Consider the following 22,612-nt stretch of genomic DNA (forward strand, 5'->3'; position numbering starts at 1 on the left):
GTTGCTGATTTGAAAGCGAACAGAACCAATCAATACGTGTAACAATGATCTCTGGAGGTTTCCCGGGATGTAACGATTATGGATCAGACAGGTGAATCTCATGTTGAAAAAGCTGTTGCATCATTATGATTATTCTTTTCTTGTGGTTATGGTGCTACTGGTTGGCTTCGGTTTAATAATGATTTATAGCGCCGGTTCTGTTTGGGCGGGTCTATTTTTTGAGCAGCCACAGCCACCTAGTTACTTTTTTCTTCATCAGCTGATGTGGGTAGTAGCAGCAATGCCTGCAGCACTTGTAGGCTTACTGCTTCCCTATCAAGCGTATCGGAAACTGGTCAAACCGCTGATTATTGTATCACTGTTTTTACTTTTAATGCTTTTTGGATTAGGAAACACTGTCAACAATGCACAATCTTGGTTTCATCTAGGTTCGTTTAATATTCAGCCTGCGGAGCTTGTAAAAATTACGGTTATTTTATATTTAGCATCTACTTTTTCTAATAAGCAGAATGCGATCGCCGACTTTAAAACGTCGGTTCTTCCGCCGCTCATCGTTGTTATGATCTTTTTCACTTTGATCGCTGTTCAACCGGATTTTGGTACAGCAATGATTCTGATCAGCATCTCAACGATTATGGTTCTTTGCGCAGGCCTTAGGACAAAACATCTTTTGTTTTTAGGCGGATTTGCCCTGCTTTTCGTTATGATCTTTTACAACAAATTTCTGAGCAGTAACCAATTGGGGCGTTTTACCGCTGCATACGATCCCTTTTCAGTTGCAGATTCCACAGGTCGTCAGCTGATTAATTCATATATCGCTATCGCCTCGGGCGGACTAACCGGGAGAGGTCTAGGGCAAAGTATCGAGAAAACAGGCTTTCTGCCCGAACCACAAACAGATTTTATTATTTCAGTAATAGGTGAAGAACTGGGTCTGCTCGGTATTTTGTTCGTTATTCTCTGTTTGGCTTATCTTGTACTTAGGGGTTTTGTAACGGCGATTCGATGTAAGGATGTGTTCGGCAGCCTGCTTGCGATTGGTATTTCAAGCATGTTGGCCATACAAACATTTGTCAATTTGGGAGCGGCTACGGGACTGCTGCCGATTACGGGTGTCACGCTGCCGTTTGTTAGTTATGGTGGTTCATCATTAATAATGATGATTTTTTCTGTATGTGTATTAATGAACATATCTGCATTTGTTAATATGAAAAGGTCGAACAGCAAAATAGAAGGGAAGAGAGAGATTGTTAAAGCAAAAAATTAAACGATTGTTGATTGCTAACCGAGGCGAAATTGCCATTAGAATTTGCCGTGCCTGCACGGAACTTGGTATTCGAACGGTTGCCATTTATTCCAAGGAAGACATTAGCTCGTATCATCGTTATAAAGCAGATGAATCTTATTTGGTCGGCCAGGGAAAAAATCCAATTGAAGCGTATTTAGATATTGAAAGTATTATTGAAGTGGCAAAAGCGCATCACGTTGATGCGATTCATCCCGGTTACGGATTTCTTTCTGAAAATGCTGACTTTGCGCGGCGTTGCGCAGAAGAAGGAATTATTTTTGTTGGTCCGAAATCGGAACATCTGACTACTTTTGGCGATAAAGCAGCGGCAAGAGAAGCAGCAGTCAGTGCAAATATTCCAGTCATTCCTGGTTCCGGCGGTCCGGTGACTTCGGTAGATGAAGTGAAAGAATTTGGAAGTACCCATGGTTATCCGATTATTATTAAAGCTGTGCTTGGCGGCGGCGGCCGTGGTATGCGAATTGTACGCAGCGCTCAGGGCGTTGAAGAAGCTTATGCAAGAGCGACCTCTGAAGCAAAGCAGACGTTCGGCAAAGAAGATGTCTACGTTGAAAAATATTTGGATCATCCACGTCATATTGAAGTACAGATTATGGCGGATCAATCCGGCGAAATTGTTCATCTCTATGAACGTGACTGTTCCGTGCAGCGACGACATCAAAAAGTTGTCGAAGTTGCTCCTAGTCGCGGACTTGGAGACAAATTGCGCCACGATATTTGTGATGCCGCTGTCCGATTAATGAAAAGTGTCAATTATTTGAACGCCGGGACTGTAGAATTTCTTGTGACACCATCAGGAGAATTTTACTTTATTGAAGTCAACCCGCGTGTTCAGGTTGAACATACAATTACAGAATTGATTACCGGTATCGATATTGTATCTTCACAGATACTTATTGCGGAAGGCTATGGATTGCACGAAGATCCTGTTCTTATTCCTGAACAGAAAGAAATCCGTACTTATGGTTATGCGATACAATGTCGCGTGACAACAGAAGATCCTAGCAATCAATTTATGCCGGATACAGGGAAAATTGTTGCTTATCGAAGTGGCGGAGGTTTTGGCGTTCGACTTGATGCCGGCAATGCTTTTACAGGATCAGTTATTACGCCGTATTATGATTCGTTACTCGTGAAGCTTTCTACCTCTGCACGTACATTCAAGAGCGCTGCGGTCAAAATGCTTCGCAACTTGAAGGAATTTCGGATCAGAGGAATTAAAACAAACATTCCTTTTTTAATCAACGTTGTCCAACATCCGGATTTTCTGGAGGGGAATGTGTCTACAACCTTTATTGACACAACTCCGGAACTTTTTGTATTTGATAAAATCCTTGATCGCGGAACGAAAATGTTGTCCTATATCGGCAACATTACAATTAACGGTTATCCTGGTATTCATAAAAATAAAAAGCCGGTTTTTGATGTTCCGCCGGTACCTGATGTTAAGTTGTCCGAGCCGTTTCCTGGGGGCACAAAGCAAATTTTGGAGCAGCATGGCGCACAAGGTGTAGCTGATTGGGTTAAAGCCCAAAAACAAGTGCTCTTAACGGATACAACGTTTCGCGATGCACATCAAAGCCTGCTCGCCACTCGTATGCGGACTAAGGATATTGTGCGGGTCGCAGCACAAACAGCGCATCTGCTACCGAATTTATTCTCAGAAGAAGCATGGGGCGGTGCGACCTTTGATACAACCTACCGTTTTCTAAGAGAAGATCCGTGGGAACGATTGAACAAAGTAAGAGCAAAAATGCCGAATGTTCTTCTCCAGATGCTGCTACGCGGATCCAACGCAGTGGGTTACAAGAACTATCCTGATAATTTGATTAAGGCATTTGTTAAAGAAGCAGCAAAGCATGGTGTCGATGTCTTTCGCGTGTTTGACAGCTTGAATTGGCTTGACGGTATGCGTGTCGCTCTTGATGCGGTTATTGAAAGTGGAAAAATTGCTGAAGGAACCATTTGCTATACAGGCGACATTTTGGATGCATCTCGGACAAAATATAATATGGACTACTATAAAAAAATGGCGAAAGACTTAGAAGCGGCCGGAGCCCATATTCTCGGAATCAAGGATATGGCAGGTCTTCTTAAGCCTGAAGCTGCTTATCGATTGATCTCAGAATTAAAAGATACAGTTTCACTTCCGATACATTTGCACACACATGATACGAGTGGAAATGGCATTTATACCTATGTTCGGGCAATTGAAGCCGGTGTCGATATTGTCGACGTTGCCATTGAAGCGATGGCAGGCATGACTTCTCAACCAAGTATGAATTCCTTATACTATGCGCTCGGTGCAAATGATCGGAAACCGGATGTTGATATTAATGCATTAGAATCGCTGAGCCATTATTGGGAAAAAGTTCGTCAATACTACTACCCATTTGAAAGCGGAATGAAAACATCGAATGCTGAGATTTACAAACTAGAGATGCCTGGCGGACAATATAGCAATCTTCGTCAGCAAGCAATTGCCGTTGGACTTGGCGATCGATTTGAAGAAGTAAAGGATATGTATCGCCGCGTTAATCTTTTGTTTGGCGATATTGTCAAAGTAACGCCGTCATCCAAAGTTGTCGGTGATATGACACTTTATATGGTACAGAATAATTTGAATGAAGACAGTATTTATGAAAAGGGGCAAACGCTAGATTTCCCTGATTCTGTAGTAAACTTTTTTAGTGGTGAATTGGGTCAGCCCTACCAGGGATTCCCAAGAGAATTGCAGCGTATTATTCTTAAGGGCAAGCAACCCTTGACGGATCGCCCAGGCAAACATCTTGAACCGATTAATTTTGCAGATATCCAAGCACGATTGGAAGAAAAATTTGAACGCAAGTTCAAATTTCATGAAGTTTTATCTGCGGCGCTCTATCCAAAAGTTTATACGGATTATCTGCATTTCTGCGATACGTATGGGCAGACTACTGTCTTGGGATCGCCAACATTCTTTTATGGACTCCGTCTTGGAGAAGAAGTTTCTGTTACCATTGAAGAAGGAAAAATGCTCGTTGTAAAGTTGATTTCAATTGGTCACCCGCAAAAGGATGGCACACGGACGTTGTATTATGAATTAAACGGTCAGCCACGCGAACTGTCTATAAAAGATATAAATGTCCAAGCATCCGAAGTAGCACACGCAAAAGCTGAAAAAGACAACCCAAATCAGATCGGTGCATCAATGCCGGGGACGGTTGTTAAAGTGCTGGTCTCCTCAGGCGAACGCGTAAAGAAAGGCGATCACCTGCTTGTTACAGAAGCGATGAAGATGGAGACAACCGTTCAGTCGCCAATTGACGGAACGATCAAAAAGGTGTATGTCAACGAGAACGATGTAATCGAAACAGGCGACTTAATGATTGAATTAAATTAATCCATTTTAATAAATGACAGACAAAAAGAAGAACCCAAGCGGATCAATGCTTGGGTTCTTCTTTTTACTAATGAATGATTTACTGAACGGATTCTCTGTGCGTTCTTGGTCTCCATCCAAAAAGAACAAGTATGGTCATCACTCCAAAGTAACCAGTGACAAATAGTGCGTGAAGGAGCAGAAACAACAAATTCATTTTTGTGGTTATGATGAAAATTCCCGATACTGCTTGCAGCGCGACAAAGATCAAAGAGATAAAGAGTAAATTGGACAGCAACAATTCATTCTTATATTTCTTGAGTGACACAACCAGGTTCCAAATCAGCCAAATCAGCAGAATTAGTGCGAGAACCCGGTGCAAATACTGAACACCGGCTTTGCTGATTAGCGGCTCAGGAAGCACATGCCCATTACATAGAGGAAAGTCTGTACAGCCGAGACTTGATTCCGTATGGCGAACAAAGGCACCGGAATAGATCAACACATAAGAGTAAATGCCAAGGAAAATAAAATTCCATTTCATTGGTCTACTCAAGGTGAGTCTAAACAGATGACGATCAGGTTCGATACTCTCGAAAACAAGACAAGTAAGGAGCAGCATACTTGCAAACGAAAGAAGTGATATACCGAAGTGAAGGGCAAGCACGACTGATGATTGTCCCCATACGACGGCGGCCATTCCAAGAAATGCTTGTAAAAAAATGAAGAAGACCGAGGCGATGACGAGAAAACGTCCGCTCCAGACGTGCTTAAAGCGAAACCATAGCCAGATTGCTTGAATGACAACAAGAATGGATGCGACGCCTGAAACTGCACGGTGACTGAACTCAATCCAAGTTTGGTGAGCATGTGCATCAGGAATAACTTGACCGTTGCACAACGGCCAGTTATTCCCGCACCCGTATTCAGAACCCGTATTGGTTACAAGGGCACCCATGAGGACCACAATTAGAACCGAAAGGCATCCTGCAATACTTAAAATTATTAATAAACGATCTTTCATATGTATCACCCGATTTCAAATTTAAGCATCGCTGTTTTTATGCTAAGCTCTGCATTCCTATTCTAGCAGAATGCGGAAGGATTCTAGAATGATTCGCTCAATTTGTTCGGAAAGATCCATGAATAGACAAACAATATACACATTTGCAAGCCATATGGTATTGACAATGTGATAATTATCATTGAGTAAAACAAAAGACAAAAGCTATTTGATCGTATATAATGTTAATTGAACAGAATTGTTGCTTCAAAGTACTTCTGAAAGGCTCTGCTGGCAGTTCATGTTTTGTCATGTACGTCAACGTCAGAGCTTTGATTAAATTGGCACTATACTATGCCTCTAAGAACAACAGTTAAATGCAATACCACCTTTTGATAAACGGTTAATGATTGTAACAATAGAGAAAGAAGGCTGTTTAATGAGAATAATCGGATCGGATGAACAGGCATTAGAATCAATTGATGTGACTCCATGTAGAAAATTTGTTCATGATGTACTTACTACTGTAAAAATAGGCATTGTAAATTCCAATTTGATGACTGCATTTACTGGTGTATGGCTTGCTTTATTTTTTAATGGAGAAAGTATTGGGACATGGACAGGATCTGTAGTTTTTGTTTTAATGGGTACTGCACTTGTCATCGCCGGGGGTTGCTCATTAAATAATTTTATTGATCGAGACATTGATCCTCTAATGGAACGGACACATGAACGACCGTCCGCAACGGGGAAGATGAGTGGCAGAACTGTTTTGATCATGGGCTTGTCACTCTCAGTTATCGGCCTATTAGCCCTGTTTGCTGCATCGGTAACTGCAGCGGCATTTGGATTATTAGGGCTTCTTGTCTATGTACTTGTCTATACGATGTGGTTGAAAAGAAGCCATTCTATGAATACGGTTGTGGGCAGTGTTGCCGGTGCTGTACCGCCGATTATTGGTTGGGCGGCAGTGGATCCTTCACTTCAATCGCCAATACCATGGATTTTATTTCTTGTTTTGTTTTTATGGCAGCCGCCGCATTTTTTGGCTCTTGCAATCAAACGTGTTGAGGAGTATCGTCGTGCAGGTATCCCGATGCTGCCGGTTGTCGCTGGTTTCGAGATTACAAAAAGACAAATGATTTTTTATGTAGCAGCACTGGTACCAACCTCTTTGCTTCTTTACTCTCTTGGCCCTGTGTACGTTGTTAGCGCATTGCTATTAGGTTTTACATGGCTTGGACTCGCTATTTACGGATTGATGGCAAAAAATACCGTGAAGTGGGCACGGCTCATGTTCGTTTATTCCTTGAATTATATGACACTCTTATTTCTCATCATGATCGTTTCAACCTTTTTTTAATAAAATCAAACCTGAAGGTCGGAGGACTATTCTTCCGGCCTTTTTCACATCTTTTTGCCTGCTTAAAGGATTGTTCGCTTGATAAATAGAGATGAAAGTTTCTTCACTTTTTGTCTGATGATGAGCTATTAATTGAGTTTTTTCGCATACACATCAGGGACTAACCATACATTTAGGTGATTGTTTCTTGAAGGGGGTTCAGCGGTGCTGATTTTAACGGAGGCGCACGAACAAGATGCGGAACGGCTTTTTAGATTATATTGTGACATACACGGAGTGAGGAAAGAGCTAGGTTTTGAAATTGGAAAATTGAGCACTCAAGGATTTACAGAATTATTAAGCACAGCATCTCAGAGACGAGCTGCCTATTTTATAGCACAACACGAACGAACTGATATTGGCTTTGCTGCGATTCAAGGCCACGCAGCCAGTGAGATGGCACATCTTGCTTCTTGCAGCGTCGCCTTACGAGAACAATGGCAAGGCAGAGGATTTGGCAAAAAGATACTTAAAGATCTCGAAGAATGGTCCATGGATCACGAGCTGCTTAGGATCGAGGCATGTGTCGGTTTTGACAATCGAGCAGCTCTGCTTCTGTTTGGTACAACAGGATACAGAGTAGAAGGGATTCGAAAATCAGCATTTATGAGCAACGGGAAATTAAAAGACGGTTTTTATATGGCAAAGCAACTAACCACGCAAATCGAAGAAACAAAATAAATATAAATAAGGAACCTTTTTAGATAATTATAGTAAATGTATCATACAAAGCGGTCGGATGATTCGAATGTTTAGGAGCGTGAATTTTTGGAAAGGATGGGACTGGAAGTTCAAGGAGGAATTCGATTCGATGAAACTACCAGTCTTGTTCAAAGAACATCGTTCAATAATTATTATTCTTTCAATAGGTTTCATTGCTGTTTTAGCTCTCTACATTGGAACCTGGCATCCTGCATCAGCAAAAAAAGAGACGTATGGTCAAGTTGATCGGCAAATTTCTCCAGTTAATCAGCAGGAGAGGGAACTATTTACGATCATTAAACAACAAAAAACAGTGCATCAAGCCCTTACGGCGGACTGGAATTTGTTCCGAGTTGCAAGACTAGAAGCGAGACGAATAGCGTCTGGTCATGCAAAAAGTACAGAGGATGCAAGAACGATGCTTGGTTCACTTGGATACGATGAAAACACAGCTCAAATTTTAATGCTACAATCTGGCAATCCCGATGAATCGATAAGAACACTATGGCGAAATTCGAGACAGTCTGATTCGATCAAATCAGTAAGTACTGGCAGAAGGATCGGAACTGGTTTTGCGACAGGACGAGCAGGAAAAATATGGGTGGTTCTGCTTGCCAATGAACCGAAAAACAATTAACAGAATCAACAAAGAAAAACAGTGTAACAGATGAACTATCTGTCCGTTCAATACCAGGCTTGTTATAATGGAAGAAAGTTTTTGAGATTTAGAGGGGGAGAAGATGATGAGAAAAACAAATGTTATCATTTTCGCCATTGCGGTGATTGTATTTGCAGGCACATTTTTAATTAGTTTGGTAAGTCTCCCCTCAGATAGTACAACCTCTCCATCGAACAAGAATCGCCAGATGTCATTGACTGCTAATAAAGACTTTAAAGTTCCGGAGAGCGGTATACACACTTTGATGGGTAAAACGGAAAAACAAATAGTGCGTACATTAGGAAAACCTGAACGCGTTGATCCCAGTAAATTTGGTTATCGCTGGTTTGTTTACGGCAGAGCAAGTGAAAACTACTTGCAAATAGGCATCGATAATTCGACAAATCGCGTTACCACGATATACGCACTGGGAAAAAAATTGAAGACCAATCCGTTTACAATCGGTGACGAATCACAGAAAATATATGAAAAGGTGCCGATTGCGGACGAAGTCTCTTTAACTTATAAGGGAACAAAGATTGATTTTGAATTAAATGAAGAGGACATGATGGTGCGCCCGTTAATGAAATTCGGAAAAATATGGGTTCAGTTAAATTTTGACCATCTTTCTGATCGTCTAATTGGTGTTCGTTACATGAACACCGATGTTTTGGCTGTGCAGCATCCGTATTCAATGACCTATCAAGGAAATTTGCCCGAAACACCAACGCTTACCGAAGACCAATGGGCAGCCGTGAATCAAGGCGAGGATCAGGAGATCTTTGATGTCAGCAATGTACTTCGAATGAGATTCAAGAAAAAAATACTGCAATGGAACGAAGCGGCATATCAAGCTGCCTATAAGCATAGTAAAGAAATGAAAACTAAAAATTATTTTTCGCATGGATCCAAATGGTCAGGAGACCTTAAAGCACGATTAGAGCGTGAGAATATTAATTTCCAGACAGCCGGTGAAAATATAGCGGCCAAATATCCGGATGCCATTGCAGTAAGCCTTGGATGGCTAAACAGCATTGATCATCGCAAGAATTTATTAAATAACGATTTTACGGAACTCGGCGTTGGCTCTTATAAAAATTATTACACACAGGATTTCGTCAGGCCACTTATTCCCTGAATGAAACCTGTTTTTTTAATCATGATGCACACCTAGATCCACTGTTGCTTAAGATAATCTTAGGAAAACCTTTGGGGAGGTGTGCCCTTTGGCAGAAGAAAGAACAAATGCGGCAATTAAAAAATTTAAAAGCTTTTTACGCAGTCATCCGGAAATCGTTGAATATGTTCACGAAAACGGTATAAAGTGGAGCAACGTTTTTGATGACTGGGTAATCTTCGGTGAAAAAAACGATGTGTGGGAAAAATACGGCATGAACAGGGAAGAAACTGAGGAAGCTCCGGAGAAAAAAAAGAGTTCATCCTTTTCGCTTAATAAAATGCTAAAAGTGGTTGACACTATTGACACGAAACAATGGCAGGAACGCCTTGACACAATCAGCGGCGCTTTGACTGGAATTCAGTCGTTTATCGGTCAATTTCAACAAACGAATGAACAGGAAAAGCAGAATAATGGAAGTGGTCAGGATTCTGCAGGACAAACGTCAACTCAATCATCTGAAAATTCGCCCGGTCAAAATCCATTTTTCTTTTGAAAGGATTGATTTGAGATGAGAACTGAAATTCAAGAATACTTGGATAGCCGGCCTGAAGAAAAATTATTTGTGCGAATGCATCCGGAATGGTATCGGAAATTAAGCCGGGCTCCTTGGGAGTTGAGCCAGCTCAAACCGGCGGCAAATCAATTCTATGGTCGTACATTCAGTCAGCGTCTGGATCGGTTTAATCAGCGGGCAAGTATGATGTCAATGCTTGTTTCAATGGCTCAGGCCATGAGTGCACAGAAATCTAAGGATTAAGAGAACGAAATAAAATCTAGAATAATGGCGCTTTAGCTCTATTTGTTGTATATTTTAATAGAACTGGGGGTGGCAAAGTGATTGGAACGTTAGAAAATGCTTCTCTGCTGGACCACGCTGAAGAACTTGCTTCAATGGTGCTCCATTCGGATTGCTACGCATTGTATCAGGAAAGTAAGAACAATTTAGAATGCGACGAACAATCGCAGCAATTAATTAAAAATTTCTTAATGGTCAGAGACAAGTACGATGAAGTTCAGCGTTTTGGAAGATATCACCCTGATTATAAGTCGGTTATAAAAGAAATGATGGAGTGCAAACGAGATTTGGATGTCCATCCGCTTATTGCCGATTATAAGAAAAAGGAAAACCAATTGAACGAACTGTTGGGTGAGTTAAGTACAATCCTCGCGCGTTCAGTTTCATCATCGATAAAAGTACCCACCGGCGATCCGTTCTTTGATCGCTCATGTGGCACAGGTTGCGGATCTGGAGGAAAATGCGGTTGCCACACACGGTAAAGCAAATTCGTCGATTGGCAAGCACAAAGTGCAAAGACAGAGGCGTAGTTGCTCTTACACTAAATACCTTTAAATTATTTTCTTGAAAATTTGTGTAAAGAAAACTTGTCGATTGGTGAATATGCATCATTTAGTGACTTCCGCATGTGTACTGAACTTTATCATGCCTCGCGGAAGATCCTTTTACATAATTAAATAGTTGCTATGTGTTTGTCCGCAGGATGTTTGCAGACTTCTAAGTATAAACGTGACGTTTTCCATAGACCTATCTAATATCTGCGATGATATGAGTCAGTGTAGATAGAGATTGAGATGTTGCACGTTTATGCAGCTTAAGGCAGCCTAGAGAAAAATAGAACGGAAACAAAAGGGGTGGTGTGTTCCGGTGGACATACAAAAAAGAGACAGTATTATTGTTTGGCTTTATAATACAAAATATTTGAGAGTACTCAGACGCTATGGATATGTGCACTATATATCAAAACGAATGAAATATGCGATTCTTTATTGTGATCATGAACAGAGTGCAGCAACGATCAGCCAGCTGCAGAAAATGAAGTTTATTAAAACAGTGGATGTTTCTCAATTGCAGCATGTTCGAACAACTTATGAAAAAGGCAAATCAAAATTTGAAGAAAAAGATGAAGTGTTTAATTAATCAGGTGACACTATAACTTTAGGTATGTTTAGAAAATCTGACTACGGATGATCCATCGTCCTGCGGCCTGCAGGACACATTTTACTGGACTGCTGACACGAACTCCCTAAATAACAACTTCTTTATTTGTGTAAAAAAAAACCCGCAGACAAACTGCGGGCTGTCTTTACGCATCAGAGGATGCAAGACAATGGGAGAGGAGAAACCGGCGGAAAACTTATGGGGAAACGTAAGTATCCGCGGTTGGGCCAACATCTCAAACGATGTTGCCAGCAACTATTATGTACGAGTTGCTTGAATGCTATACATCTTTCATAACTTTTATTGCTAGATGTAGTATTCACAATGATTCAGAGCCTAGTCGGCTATTTCGACTCTTTAGAATATAAATGAGGCATGCCCTTACAAGGATATTTATCAATATGATCAATCGACGTAAAGGTTAACATCATCTATGACTATGGAGTACCTCTTCATGTAAGGAGGGACGTTTATTGAGAGTCATCTCAGGAGAAAATAGGGGACGAAAATTAAAAGCTGTCAATGGAAGAATGACAAGACCTACAACGGATAAGGTTAAAGAAACCATTTTTAATATGATTGGTCCTTTTTTTGATGGAGGATCGGTTCTTGATCTGTACGGAGGGAGCGGTGGACTGGGCATTGAGTCGCTCAGCCGAGGCATTGATAAAGCCGTATTTGTTGATCGCGCAAGTGCAGCCTGCCAAATCATTCGAGATAATACACGTCTGTGTGGCTATGAAGAGTGTACACAGATCTTGCAGCTTGAAGCAACACGAGCACTTGATAAATTGAGCGAAAATGGACAACACTTTGATCTTGTTTTTCTTGATCCGCCTTATGCGAGACAGCATATTCAAAAAGATATGGAAACATTGTTGCAGAAAAACATGCTGTCAGATCGTGCCATAATTGTTGTTGAGCATGAGGAAAACGTGAAACTTCCTGACGTTCTCGATGGCAGGCTGATTCGAGAGAAATACCGAACCTATCAAGGACAGACAGCAGTATCTATTTATTATTTCCAACCTGAACAGGGAAGTGATTCAGTTGAGTGAACGTATTGCAGTATATCCGGGCAGTTTTGATCCTGTAACTTACGGTCATTTAGATATTCTTCAGCGGGGATTATCAGTGTTTGATAAGATTATCATTGCAGTTCTGAATAATTCGTCTAAGAATCCACTCTTTACTGTTGAAGAACGTGTTGATCTGTTGAAAAAGGCTACCGCTCATCTCGATTCAGTGACCGTTGATTCATTCGAAGGGCTGCTCGTTGATTATGTACAAAGGAAAAAGGTAAGTATTGTACTAAGAGGATTGAGAGCAATTTCTGATTTTGAGTATGAGTTACAGATTGCCGCAATTAACAAAAGTCTCAATCCAAAAATTGAGACATGCTTTATGATGACAAGCAATCATTACTCTTTCTTGAGTTCGAGTATGGTTAAAGAAGCCGCCATGTATGGCGGTTCAGTGCATGAACTTGTGCCTGTTTCTGTTGAAGATGCCCTGGTTAAGAAATTCGGGAAAAAATCATCTGTTTAATGGATGAGTATGTGTGTTGAAGCGTCTTAGTAGAATGAAAATAAAAACGATCAGAATGGAAAATGTGATCATTGGCCCAAATTCAGCGGTTTGATGTGTCAGTGTCTCGAAAGGTTCACCCATAGCAAATGCGGTCTGTGCGGCTGATCGGTTGCCCATTTGAAAGATATGAAAGAGAAAAAAAGCTGCTATCGATGAGAACATCATTTGAAGCAGCCGGCCGATTAAAAAGAGTCGTGAACTTAGTCCTGCCTGTGAGAGAACACTGACCGCTTGTGCTTGTATAGAAAGGCCACAAAACCCGAGCAGGCCACTCACTACAATAACACGTTCAATAAGAGGGACAATAACTAATTCACCGACCTTGTTATCTCCGATCGTCAGCTCGAACAGCCCTGGAATCACGGCGGAACCAAGCTCAGGTGAAAAGCCGATGAATTTGAAACATGCACTCAGTCCAAAGCCTAAGAAATCTACAAAGCCAATTTGAGCAAGTAATTGGTAAAGCATGGAAAACAAAGTGATAAAACCACCGATCGCCAGCAGCGTGGAAACTGAAGAGATGACTGCGTCGCCTAATTTTTTTCCAAACGGTTGATCACGTGAAATACGCTCTTGATGCATACTGTTCAGAGCATGAATGAATAGGAAGCGCGAAGGGGTGGACCTCGCTTTATTCGTTTTTTTACCAAGAAATCGAAATGTCAATCCGACACATATATTGCCGATGTAGTGAGCAAGTGCAAAAACAATGCCTAATGATGCCTGATGAAAAAATCCAACTGCGGTTACGCTAAAGAGAAAGAGCGGATTGCTGAAGTTCGTGAATCCGGCTAACCGCTCAGCTTCTGCTTTCGTAATCTTTTTTTCTCTATAGAGATCTGCTGTAATACGTGCACCGGCGGGAAAGCCAGAGACAATCCCCATCATAAAGACGAAGCCTCCTACGCCAGGCAGCCGGAAAAGCGGACGCATCAATGGTTCCATAAGGATACCGGCAAACGTGACAATCCCAAAGCCAATCATAAGTTCTGTAAGAACAAAGAATGGAAAGAGAGCGGGGAACACTTTATCCCACCAAATCTGCATTCCTGTAATTGAGCCTTTGACGGCAATATCAGGATAACGTACCATGAGATATGCAACTGCGAGTGAGCCGGAAGCCAGCAGATAAGTTAAGCTCTTTGAATGTTTCATTAATATATCTCACCTACAATTTTTCAGCCAATTGGAAGTACTTGTCCATTACTTTTACTATACGGTACTGCGACGACAGATAGACCAACAGGAATTCGAAATAAATAAGCATCAATGACATATAATCAGAAGTGTTGTGTTTTTCAATTGTAGGGGGCGATAAACTTGCGAAAAAAAGTCACTCAATGGTTGGTGATTATCATTGCGATCTTATTAATTGGATTGAACTTTTACCGAACACCCTATTACGTGCAGCGTCCTGGCAAAGCTGAATCGATGTCAGGAATGATCAAGGTTAAAGGTGCAAAAAAAATTGATGGAAACTATAGACTTGTGTACATATATCTAGGTCAGGCAAATGTCTATCAGTATCTCTGGGCGAAATTTGACGGCAATAAATATACAACCTTGGTAAAAGAAAATCAGGTGAAAATGCCTAATGAAGATGAGCAGGATTACAACCTCCGTCAGGAAAACTATATGAGCAGTGCGCAGCAATCGGCTGCGTATGTCGCTTATAAAGCTGCGGGCAAGAAACCGACGCTTTTGGAAGAGGGCGTTTTAATACTTGGTGTAATGAAATCAATGCCCAACAGCAAAATATTGAACACAGGTGATTTAATTATTGGGATGGACAATCATAAGATTGCAACTACTGAAGATATGAATCGTTTGATTAAACAAAAAAAAATTGGGGACCGATTTGTTTTGACACTTGTTCGAAAGAACAAAGTGAAACAAGTGACTGTTCAAGCTGCTCGTTTTCCTAAAGCTTATACAAGTTCAGGAAGAGGGTGGGGCATCGGCATTTATCAGGACAACCATGTTAAGGTGGATGTTGAACCAAAAGTGAAGTTTTCAATTAAGAATATAGGTGGACCGTCGGCAGGGCTCATGATGACACTTGAAATTTATGATCAGCTGGATAAGCAGAACTTAGCAAAGGGCAGGGACATTGCTGGTACAGGAACGATTGAAATGAATGGAGATGTTGGACCGATCGGAGGAATTTCCGATAAGGTGGTTGGTGCCAGCAAATCAGGTGCGGACATCTTTTTTGCTCCTGTTGCTGATCATGAATATCAAACAGCAAAAAAGACGGCCAAGGAAATTGGCACAAATATGAAAATTGTACCTGTTAAATCATTTGGGGACGCAGTGAACTATTTAAAACGATGAAGGTGCACTAACTAAAGGACGATTTTTGAATGAGAAAAGTTACTCATTCAAAAATCGTCTATTTATTTCATCATATCGAATGGGTGGATGACTCGTTTCTGTATACTTCATTGGTTTATGATCTATATTTATTAAATAATCATAGATTTGGGCGGTTTTAAGGTCGATGTTAAGCATGAGCGAGCGATGATTTCTTACTTTCGAAATAATATCAATGGATGCTCTTTTTCGAATATCAGCTAAATAGGCCTGGCCTCTGCCATTCATCCCCAGCAAACGAGTTGAATCCGGATCACTGTTAAGAGCAAGAGGTTTGGCCTCTTCTTTCAAAGTATCCGTCAGAATATGTACGGCAAGGCGCTGCAGTCTCGCCCATGTATACCGTTTTGTTTTTACTGCCGAAATGAATTCATGGAAAGTCGATGCTGTCCGGATACATTCAAGCAGTCGATGCTCGATCCCCTCTTCCATTTCATAGATCAGTTTCAGTCGATCCCCGCTGAAGGAAAGAAGCTTGTATTTTAAAAAAGGGTAAAAACGCTCCCAATTTGCATAGCCGTTTTTCTTTTTGGCATCAATTAAGGCTTCCGCCACGTGCACGGGCAGTTTAGTGTAGATCGAATCGGCATGTCCCCCAGTCATGAGGTGCAGGCGGATGCTTGAGGCACTAGCAATCACTGCGTCGTCGTCAAAGGTTTGATCATTATGCTCTGCCTGTTTGCGCTTGATCGTTATTGGTTTCATAGTGCTGTTGCGCTGTTGGAGTGCTTTGATATATTGAAAGCCGAGACTGTTATTTGGTAGCGATAAATCAACGAGTTCTTTTCCATAACCTTGAGCAATGAAACGGTAAGCAGCTGCGTGAGCATTCGGATAGCTGATCCCTTTTGCCATTGATTCGGCTAATTGTGCTTCATAAGCCGTTTTATGATTGCTAATTAATGAGAGGCTGTTGAAAAAGGGCTCGATTCTTCCGCATTCACTGCTGAAGAAGAGTCTGTTGACCCCAAGACGATCAAGAATAGTGACAGCGCCACGAGCAAATACATCTGCTTTACCAACTGCAAAAACATAGGGAAGCTCAACTACTAAGTCAATACCTGCTTCGAGTGCCATCCGCGCTCTTGTCCATTTTGATACGATAGCCGGTTCACCGCGTTGGAGAAAATCGCCACTCATAACGACAACGACTACATCAGGGTGCACTGTCTTTTGCAATGTTTCAAGCTGATAGAAATGTCCGTTATGAAAAGGGTTATATTCAGCGATAATTCCGGCAATAATCATGACGACTACTCCTTTTTCTTTTGAAATCATGAATGGCCTTATTTTATCATATTCTTCGTTAGAAAGAGAAATTGCCAACGATTCACTTGATGTGATAATCTTTACTTAATGGCCGCGCAGCGGATTGACATTCCGTTATGCGGGGCTTATAATAACATTTGTTGTCTAGAGGTGGTTCAGTATGTCTTTATCATGGTCAGTGCCTGAACTGATGCAATTTAGGGAAGAGGGACTGAGTTTTCACGAAGAAGTTGTATTACCTCTGGAATTGTTTCGCGCGGATCCTGAAATACGAAGCATATTACCTGTTGATGTTAAGGGTGTCGTGGAATTTTCTAAACGATCGCTGACTTTTCATTTACGGCTGGCGGGCAAGATGGTGTTGCCATGTGCCGTTACTTTGGAAGATGTCGATTATCCCTTTCAGATCAATACCGCAGAGACATTTTTGCTGTCGGCGGGAACTGAAAATGAGGATGAGGGAGAATTCGTTCATCAAGTAGAGAATGAGCAAATTGACTTGATCCCTTATCTTGTTGAAGCGATTTTGGTTGAGAAACCAATGCGCGTCGTCAGTGAAAAAGCTCGTGATTCAAGTCGTCTCTCAGGAAAAGGCTGGACACTTGTAAATGAGGAAACGTCGAAGCAGCAGATTGATCCAAGGTTAGAAAAACTGAAAAAGTTTTTTGACGATTAATTATTGTCCGAGGAGGTGTCAAACGTGGCAGTACCGAAAAGAAGAACGTCAACTACTCGCAAAAATAAGCGGCGTACACATTTCAAACTTGCCGTTCCAGGCATGGTAAAATGTGATAACTGTGGTGAATATAAATTAGCTCACCGGGTGTGCCCATCATGTGGCTCATACAAAGGTGAAGAAGTCGTTGAGAAATAATTGAACATTTTTTTAGAGGAGCTTGCAGCTTCTCTTTTTTTTGCATTTTTTCTCTCAAAATGGTTAAGAAATCCTTGCGTTTTATTCTATCGATCCTATCATCGGCATAAAGTTTAAAACAAGGACTGTGTTCCAATCAGATTTGAGAGAAAAGAGGGAAGAAGATGCCATCCATAAGACAAGATGCGTGGACACATGCAGAAGACGGGAAACTCGCGGAAATTGTTCTTCGGCACATTAAAGAAGGGAGCACGCAACTGGCCGGTTTTGCGGAGGCAGGCCGATTGCTCTCGCGCACATCGGCGGCATGTGGATTTCGATGGAATTCCGCAATCAGAAAAATTTATGAGCAGGCATTGAAAGAAGCAAAAGAAATACGAAAAAAGAATAGGAAAGAAAAGAAAAAAACACTGATTTTAACAGACGATTCAGGAACGGAACAGCATGCAACTGTTCCGAATACACGAACACTAGGTAAAAGGGCTGCTGAAACGGATATTGATCAAGTGATTTGTTTCCTTAATCAATTAAAGACGCAATCTGCCGCCTTGGATAACTCGGAACAGGTGAATGAGCAGCTGAGAAACTTGAAAATCGAGAATCAGTTATTGGATGAAGCCTATCAAAAACTGCAAAAAGATTATTCTAATGTAAAACGCAATTATGAGTCACTGCTTCATGTGCTGAAAGCCGTTGATGAAGCAAGAAAAGAAATACCTGCATTGAATGAATGAACATTAAAAGTATGAAAAGCGCCCAATTTGGGCGCTTTTTTTTAAGCCATAGATGTGAAATTGAGTGCTGTTATTATTTTTTCTAAATTTAAGAAGGGATGGGGACTAAAAAGAGCGAATTTAGAAAATGATGTGGTGGAAAGTGGGGGATTGTGGTAAAGTAAAACAAAAGAGGAGGCGTCTCTGATGTTTATGGGAGAATTTAATCACAGCATAGACATAAAAGGGCGTCTCATCATTCCCTCGAAGTTTCGCGATGAACTTGGCGACACATTTGTTATTACTCGCGGCCTTGATCAATGCCTTTTTGTTTATCCCATGAGCGAATGGCACAGAATAGAAGAAAAACTAAAGGCGCTTCCTTTTACGAAAAAGGATGCTCGAGCATTTACTCGGTTCTTTTTTTCGGGAGCCAGTGAATGTGCATTGGACAAGCAGGGGCGGGTATCAATTAGTAACGGTCTTCGAGACTATGCGAAATTGATGAAGGATTGTGTGGTCATCGGCGTTTCCACTCGACTTGAAATTTGGGATCAGGAAATGTGGACACGTTATTTTGCACAATCTGAAGAATCATTTAATGACATCTCAGAGAGCTTGCTTGATTTGGACCTGTAAACCCGGTGCCAAATGAATTGTTCTGTGTGACAGGAGTCGGTGTCAGTGTTTGAACATGTTACGGTTTTAAAGAAAGAAGCGATAAAAGGACTTGATCTAAGTCCTGATGGCATTTATGTGGACTGTACGCTCGGCGGTGGCGGACATAGCGAGGTCATTGCTGCACAGTTGGAAAAAGGCCATCTCTATGCATTTGATCAAGATGATGAAGCGCTGAGCGCTGCATCAGAACGATTGAAAGCATATTCTGGAAAAATAACGTTTATAAAATCAAATTTCAGGCATCTAGAACAAGAACTGCTGCAACGCGGCGTGTTCCAGGTAAACGGAATACTATTTGATCTAGGCGTATCCTCTCCACAATTCGATCATGCAGATCGAGGATTCAGCTATCAGCATAATGGTCCGCTCGACATGAGAATGGACCAGCAGCAGCAACTTACAGCTGCCGCCATTGTGAATGAATGGCCGACTGATCGTCTGGCACGAATCTTTTTTATGTATGGTGAGGAGCGTTTTTCAAGGCAGATCGCTAGAAAAATCGAGAAGTACCGCGAAAATAAGCCGATTGAAACGACGGATGAACTGGTAGAAATCATCAAGGATGCCATACCGGCACCTGCAAGAAGAAAAGGCGGGCATCCTGCAAAACGAGTTTTTCAAGCCCTTCGTGTTGCTGTGAATGACGAGCTTGGAAGCTTTGACGAAGCATTAATGCAATCGCTTCGTGTGTTGGCGATTGGCGGACGGATCGCAGTGATCACTTTTCAATCACTTGAAGATAAGCTGTGCAAGCAGTTTTTCAAAAAATACAGCGAGCCGCCGGAACTTCCTCCAGGGCTTCCAGTCGTACCGGAAGCATTTTTACCGGTGCTAAAGAAAATAGGTAGGAAACCGGTTGTTCCTTCAGAAGAAGAAGTAACGGCAAATAATCGATCCCGATCAGCAAAACTCAGGATTGCAGAAAAAGTCAGGGAAATTAAGGAGGATGAGAAGCAATGAATCAGAGTCAGCAAGCATTTAAGGTACAGAGAGAAGAGTATGTGGAGCACACAACTCAGCAAGAACAAATTGTTATTACGCGACGGATAACTAAAGGCGAGAAGGGTCTTTGGATTATGGCAGGTGTGGTCACCTTTTTGCTGGCACTCTGTATTGTTGCTAATCAAGCAAAGCTTTATATGGCCTCGCAGGATGTTGCATCGCTACAATCGAAGATAAACGACCAATCGAAAGTGACACAGCAATTAAAGGCGGAGACTGATCGTTTAAGTTCTCCTGAACGAATTGTCCGTTTTGCAGAAAAGGAATTGGGCCTAAAACTAGATATTCAAAATATAAAGGTACTTCCTTAAGGTGGTTTGTTCCCATGTTTCAACGCAAACGAAGATTAATAAGTTTTTGGGCGGGTATAGTCGGCGGTCTTTTTATGCTGGCTTTTTTTGTCATTATCGGCCGTTTCGTGTTTATTGCTCAAGGTAAAGAAATTGATAATCATCAATTATTAAAAGTTGGAGAAAAGCAATGGTCTCAATATAAAACTGTCGATGAGAAGCGCGGTACGATCTACTCTGACAACGGACGGATTCTTGCGGAAGATGTTCCCGCTTATACACTTTATGCAATCATTAGTCCTAAAAGTGATAATCATGTGAAAGACAAAAAAAAGACTGCAGCCGCTTTAGCACCTATTTTGGAAATGAAGGAGTCTGATATCCTTAAGGAACTCAATCGGAACGTTTACCAAGTGGAGTTCGGTTCGAAGGGCAAAATGCTGAGCTATGCTAAAAAGAAGCAGATTGATCGCCTAAACTTACCGGGAATCGGGTATCTTACCGAATCGAAACGCTATTATCCTGAACAGTCGAGTGCCGCTTATACCTTAGGTTTTACACAAACAAACCAAGAAAACAATCAGCAAAAGGGAGTATTTGGTGTCGAGCAGTCTTTAGATAAGTATCTCACTGAAAAAGACGGATCGGTGCGCTACTATCGCAGTTTGTCCGGAGTACCCATTCCGGATGAAAAACAAAAGATTAAAAAGGCATCTCCGGGAAAAGATGTCTATTTGACGCTGAACACACGAATTCAAACGGTGCTTGATCAAGCGATGTCCAGAGTGAATGAAGACTATTCGCCGGAAAGTATGATCGGGATCGCTGCCGATCCAAAAACTGGGAAAATACTTGCCATATCCTCATATCCGACATTTAATCCCAATAAACGTGATATCAAGAATTTCAGCAATACCAGTATTTCTGAACCCTATGAACCAGGTTCGGTGATGAAAGTATTTACCGTTGCGTCTGCTATAGATGCAGGTGTTTACAAGGGATCTGACACCTATCAATCCGGGGATTATAAAACCAGCGGAGGTACAATTCATGATTGGAGACGGCAGGGCTGGGGAACGATTACGTTTGACCAAGGCTTTGAACTGTCTTCAAATGTTGGCATGTCGGTACTCACGGATAAGTATCTAGGAGTAGACAGATTCAAAAATTATTTAAAAAAGTTCGGGTTAATGGATAAGACGGGAATAGATCTTCCGGGAGAGCGTTCAAGTGTTGTCAACTGGCAATGGAAGATTGATAAATTAGAAGCTTCATTCGGTCAGGCCTCCGCCTTTACGGCAATGCAAATTGTTCAGGCGGCTACGGCCATCGGAAATGATGGAAAGATGATGCGCCCTTATATCGTTGATAAAATTGTTAACCCGGCAACAAAAAAAACGATTCTGAAGCATCAGCCTGTTGTGGCAGGCAATCCCATTTCTGCATCTGCTGCTGAACAGACGCGTGCGCTCATGCGTAAAGTAGTTACTGAAAAAAAAGTGGTAAACGGATACAGTGCAACAGGTCTTGCCTATGACCTCCCAGGTTATGATGTGATTGGAAAAACGGGAACCGCACAGATATCCCTAAACGGTCAATATATGGTTGGTAAAAACAATTATGTGTACTCATTTTTGGGGATGGCTCCGCAAAAAGATCCTAAATTAATTGTGTATGTGGCAGTCAAACAGCCGCATCTCAAAGCTACCGATCTTGGCGCGGAACCTGTGGTCGATATCGTGCGTCCGGTCATGACAAGTGCACTCCAATATCTTCAAGTTGACAAAAAAGCAAGCGAATCTAAGGAAAAATTACAGCTGCCATCACAAAAGTTTGGAGATTATACAGGTACTGATATGAATGAAACCGTTGAAAAATTAAAAGGTCAAGGAATTGTTCCGATCTCGATAGGTTCTGGAACGATTCAAAAACAGCTGCCTTATGCGGGGGAACGGCTTTACTCTGGTAATAAGGTCATTTTATCCGGAGAAGGTCAAAAAACAATGCCCGATCTTACCGGTTGGACGCTTGCCGATACGATGAAACTGGCAGATATGGAGAATCTAAAACTCAGTGCTAAAGGTGAAGGATTTGTTACAGGACAAAGCATCGCGGCTGGTGCAGTGATTAAATCAGGCAGTGATTTAATCATCACCATGCAGGCAGAAAAAACCGAAAAAACAAATTCAAATACAGGTAATTCATCGCCTGACACAAAAAATCCATAATACGCGAATAGCTCGTTCTA

General features: G+C 41.6%; 23 protein-coding genes. 20 read left to right on the plus strand and 3 right to left on the minus strand.

What is annotated here, in order from left to right:
- Positions 1–100: 100 nt before the first annotated feature.
- Both NOM01_RS02420 and NOM01_RS02425 read left to right on the plus strand, forming a co-directional pair.
- Complete coding sequence (locus NOM01_RS02420) at positions 101–1,267, plus strand: FtsW/RodA/SpoVE family cell cycle protein (protein ID WP_255746112.1); 1,167 nt, start codon at positions 101–103, stop codon at positions 1,265–1,267.
- Positions 1,248–4,691 carry a pyruvate carboxylase gene (locus NOM01_RS02425; RefSeq protein ID WP_255746113.1) on the plus strand — a complete coding sequence of 1,148 codons (3,444 nt, stop codon included), beginning with the start codon at positions 1,248–1,250 and terminating at the stop codon, positions 4,689–4,691. Before NOM01_RS02420 ends, NOM01_RS02425 begins: the two co-directional genes overlap by 20 nt.
- Before the next feature lie 79 nt (positions 4,692–4,770).
- Here NOM01_RS02425 and NOM01_RS02430 read toward each other — a convergent pair whose 3' ends face one another.
- The gene (locus NOM01_RS02430) at positions 4,771–5,694 is read right to left on the minus strand and encodes a COX15/CtaA family protein (RefSeq protein ID WP_255746114.1); all 924 of its coding nucleotides are present in this window, start codon (positions 5,692–5,694) and stop codon (positions 4,771–4,773) included.
- Positions 5,695–6,112: 418 nt separating this feature from the next.
- Between NOM01_RS02430 and cyoE the strand changes: the two genes are divergently transcribed.
- From cyoE to coaD, 10 genes are all read left to right on the plus strand, one after another.
- The gene (gene cyoE, locus NOM01_RS02435) at positions 6,113–7,036 is read left to right on the plus strand and encodes a heme o synthase (protein WP_255746116.1); all 924 of its coding nucleotides are present in this window, start codon (positions 6,113–6,115) and stop codon (positions 7,034–7,036) included.
- A 204-nt stretch (positions 7,037–7,240) separates the two neighbouring features.
- The gene (locus NOM01_RS02440) at positions 7,241–7,756 is read left to right on the plus strand and encodes a GNAT family N-acetyltransferase (RefSeq protein WP_255746118.1); all 516 of its coding nucleotides are present in this window, start codon (positions 7,241–7,243) and stop codon (positions 7,754–7,756) included.
- Positions 7,757–7,886: 130 nt separating this feature from the next.
- The gene (locus NOM01_RS02445; RefSeq protein WP_255746121.1) at positions 7,887–8,414 is read left to right on the plus strand and encodes a hypothetical protein; all 528 of its coding nucleotides are present in this window, start codon (positions 7,887–7,889) and stop codon (positions 8,412–8,414) included.
- Positions 8,415–8,520: 106 nt separating this feature from the next.
- Complete coding sequence (locus NOM01_RS02450; RefSeq protein ID WP_255746123.1) at positions 8,521–9,573, plus strand: CAP domain-containing protein; 1,053 nt, start codon at positions 8,521–8,523, stop codon at positions 9,571–9,573.
- Positions 9,574–9,652: 79 nt separating this feature from the next.
- Positions 9,653–10,108: a spore coat protein YlbD gene (gene ylbD / locus NOM01_RS02455; RefSeq protein WP_370645905.1), complete on the plus strand. Its 456-nt coding sequence runs from the start codon at positions 9,653–9,655 to the stop codon at positions 10,106–10,108.
- Between the two features lie 15 nt (positions 10,109–10,123).
- The gene (locus NOM01_RS02460) at positions 10,124–10,372 is read left to right on the plus strand and encodes a YlbE-like family protein (RefSeq protein WP_255746125.1); all 249 of its coding nucleotides are present in this window, start codon (positions 10,124–10,126) and stop codon (positions 10,370–10,372) included.
- 77 nt (positions 10,373–10,449) lie between these two features.
- On the plus strand, positions 10,450–10,893 hold the full coding sequence (locus NOM01_RS02465) for a YlbF/YmcA family competence regulator (RefSeq protein ID WP_255746126.1): 444 nt from the start codon (positions 10,450–10,452) through the stop codon (positions 10,891–10,893).
- Between the two features lie 385 nt (positions 10,894–11,278).
- A complete protein-coding gene (locus NOM01_RS02470; RefSeq protein ID WP_255746129.1) occupies positions 11,279–11,551 on the plus strand; it encodes a YlbG family protein in 273 nt (90 codons plus the stop codon).
- Between the two features lie 494 nt (positions 11,552–12,045).
- Positions 12,046–12,630, plus strand: a complete 585-nt coding sequence (rsmD, locus tag NOM01_RS02475) for a 16S rRNA (guanine(966)-N(2))-methyltransferase RsmD (protein ID WP_255746130.1) — start codon at positions 12,046–12,048, stop codon at positions 12,628–12,630.
- Positions 12,623–13,120, plus strand: a complete 498-nt coding sequence (gene coaD, locus NOM01_RS02480) for a pantetheine-phosphate adenylyltransferase (RefSeq protein ID WP_255746131.1) — start codon at positions 12,623–12,625, stop codon at positions 13,118–13,120. The genes rsmD and coaD overlap by 8 nt, the downstream gene beginning before the upstream one ends.
- On the opposite strand, the gene ylbJ is transcribed toward coaD, so the two are convergent.
- Positions 13,109–14,317: a sporulation integral membrane protein YlbJ gene (gene ylbJ, locus NOM01_RS02485; protein WP_255746132.1), complete on the minus strand. Its 1,209-nt coding sequence runs from the start codon at positions 14,315–14,317 to the stop codon at positions 13,109–13,111. The two genes, coaD and ylbJ, sit on opposite strands and share 12 nt — an antisense overlap.
- Before the next feature lie 165 nt (positions 14,318–14,482).
- Between ylbJ and NOM01_RS02490 the strand changes: the two genes are divergently transcribed.
- The gene (locus tag NOM01_RS02490; RefSeq protein ID WP_255746133.1) at positions 14,483–15,496 is read left to right on the plus strand and encodes a SepM family pheromone-processing serine protease; all 1,014 of its coding nucleotides are present in this window, start codon (positions 14,483–14,485) and stop codon (positions 15,494–15,496) included.
- A 39-nt stretch (positions 15,497–15,535) separates the two neighbouring features.
- On the opposite strand, the gene NOM01_RS02495 is transcribed toward NOM01_RS02490, so the two are convergent.
- Entirely contained in the window at positions 15,536–16,813 is a 1,278-nt protein-coding gene (locus tag NOM01_RS02495) for a nucleotidyltransferase (RefSeq protein WP_255746134.1), read from the minus strand.
- 151 nt (positions 16,814–16,964) lie between these two features.
- On the opposite strand from NOM01_RS02495, the gene NOM01_RS02500 reads away from it, so the two are divergent.
- From NOM01_RS02500 to NOM01_RS02530, 7 genes are all read left to right on the plus strand, one after another.
- The gene (locus NOM01_RS02500) at positions 16,965–17,480 is read left to right on the plus strand and encodes a YceD family protein (protein WP_255746135.1); all 516 of its coding nucleotides are present in this window, start codon (positions 16,965–16,967) and stop codon (positions 17,478–17,480) included.
- A gap of 24 nt (positions 17,481–17,504) precedes the next feature.
- A complete protein-coding gene (rpmF, locus tag NOM01_RS02505) occupies positions 17,505–17,678 on the plus strand; it encodes a 50S ribosomal protein L32 (protein ID WP_010026240.1) in 174 nt (57 codons plus the stop codon).
- A gap of 164 nt (positions 17,679–17,842) precedes the next feature.
- Positions 17,843–18,412, plus strand: a complete 570-nt coding sequence (locus tag NOM01_RS02510; RefSeq protein WP_255746136.1) for a hypothetical protein — start codon at positions 17,843–17,845, stop codon at positions 18,410–18,412.
- Positions 18,413–18,598: 186 nt separating this feature from the next.
- Positions 18,599–19,030: a division/cell wall cluster transcriptional repressor MraZ gene (gene mraZ / locus NOM01_RS02515; RefSeq protein WP_255746137.1), complete on the plus strand. Its 432-nt coding sequence runs from the start codon at positions 18,599–18,601 to the stop codon at positions 19,028–19,030.
- A 45-nt stretch (positions 19,031–19,075) separates the two neighbouring features.
- The gene (rsmH, locus tag NOM01_RS02520) at positions 19,076–20,032 is read left to right on the plus strand and encodes a 16S rRNA (cytosine(1402)-N(4))-methyltransferase RsmH (RefSeq protein ID WP_255746138.1); all 957 of its coding nucleotides are present in this window, start codon (positions 19,076–19,078) and stop codon (positions 20,030–20,032) included.
- Complete coding sequence (gene ftsL, locus NOM01_RS02525) at positions 20,029–20,385, plus strand: cell division protein FtsL (protein WP_255746139.1); 357 nt, start codon at positions 20,029–20,031, stop codon at positions 20,383–20,385. The genes rsmH and ftsL overlap by 4 nt, the downstream gene beginning before the upstream one ends.
- A 14-nt stretch (positions 20,386–20,399) precedes the next feature.
- Positions 20,400–22,592, plus strand: coding sequence for a penicillin-binding transpeptidase domain-containing protein (locus NOM01_RS02530; RefSeq protein WP_255746140.1), 2,193 nt, complete (start codon positions 20,400–20,402; stop codon positions 22,590–22,592).
- Positions 22,593–22,612: the final 20 nt, after the last annotated feature.

This window comes from Sporolactobacillus sp. STSJ-5 (assembly GCF_024385605.1).
Lineage (GTDB): Bacteria > Bacillota > Bacilli > Bacillales > Sporolactobacillaceae > Sporolactobacillus.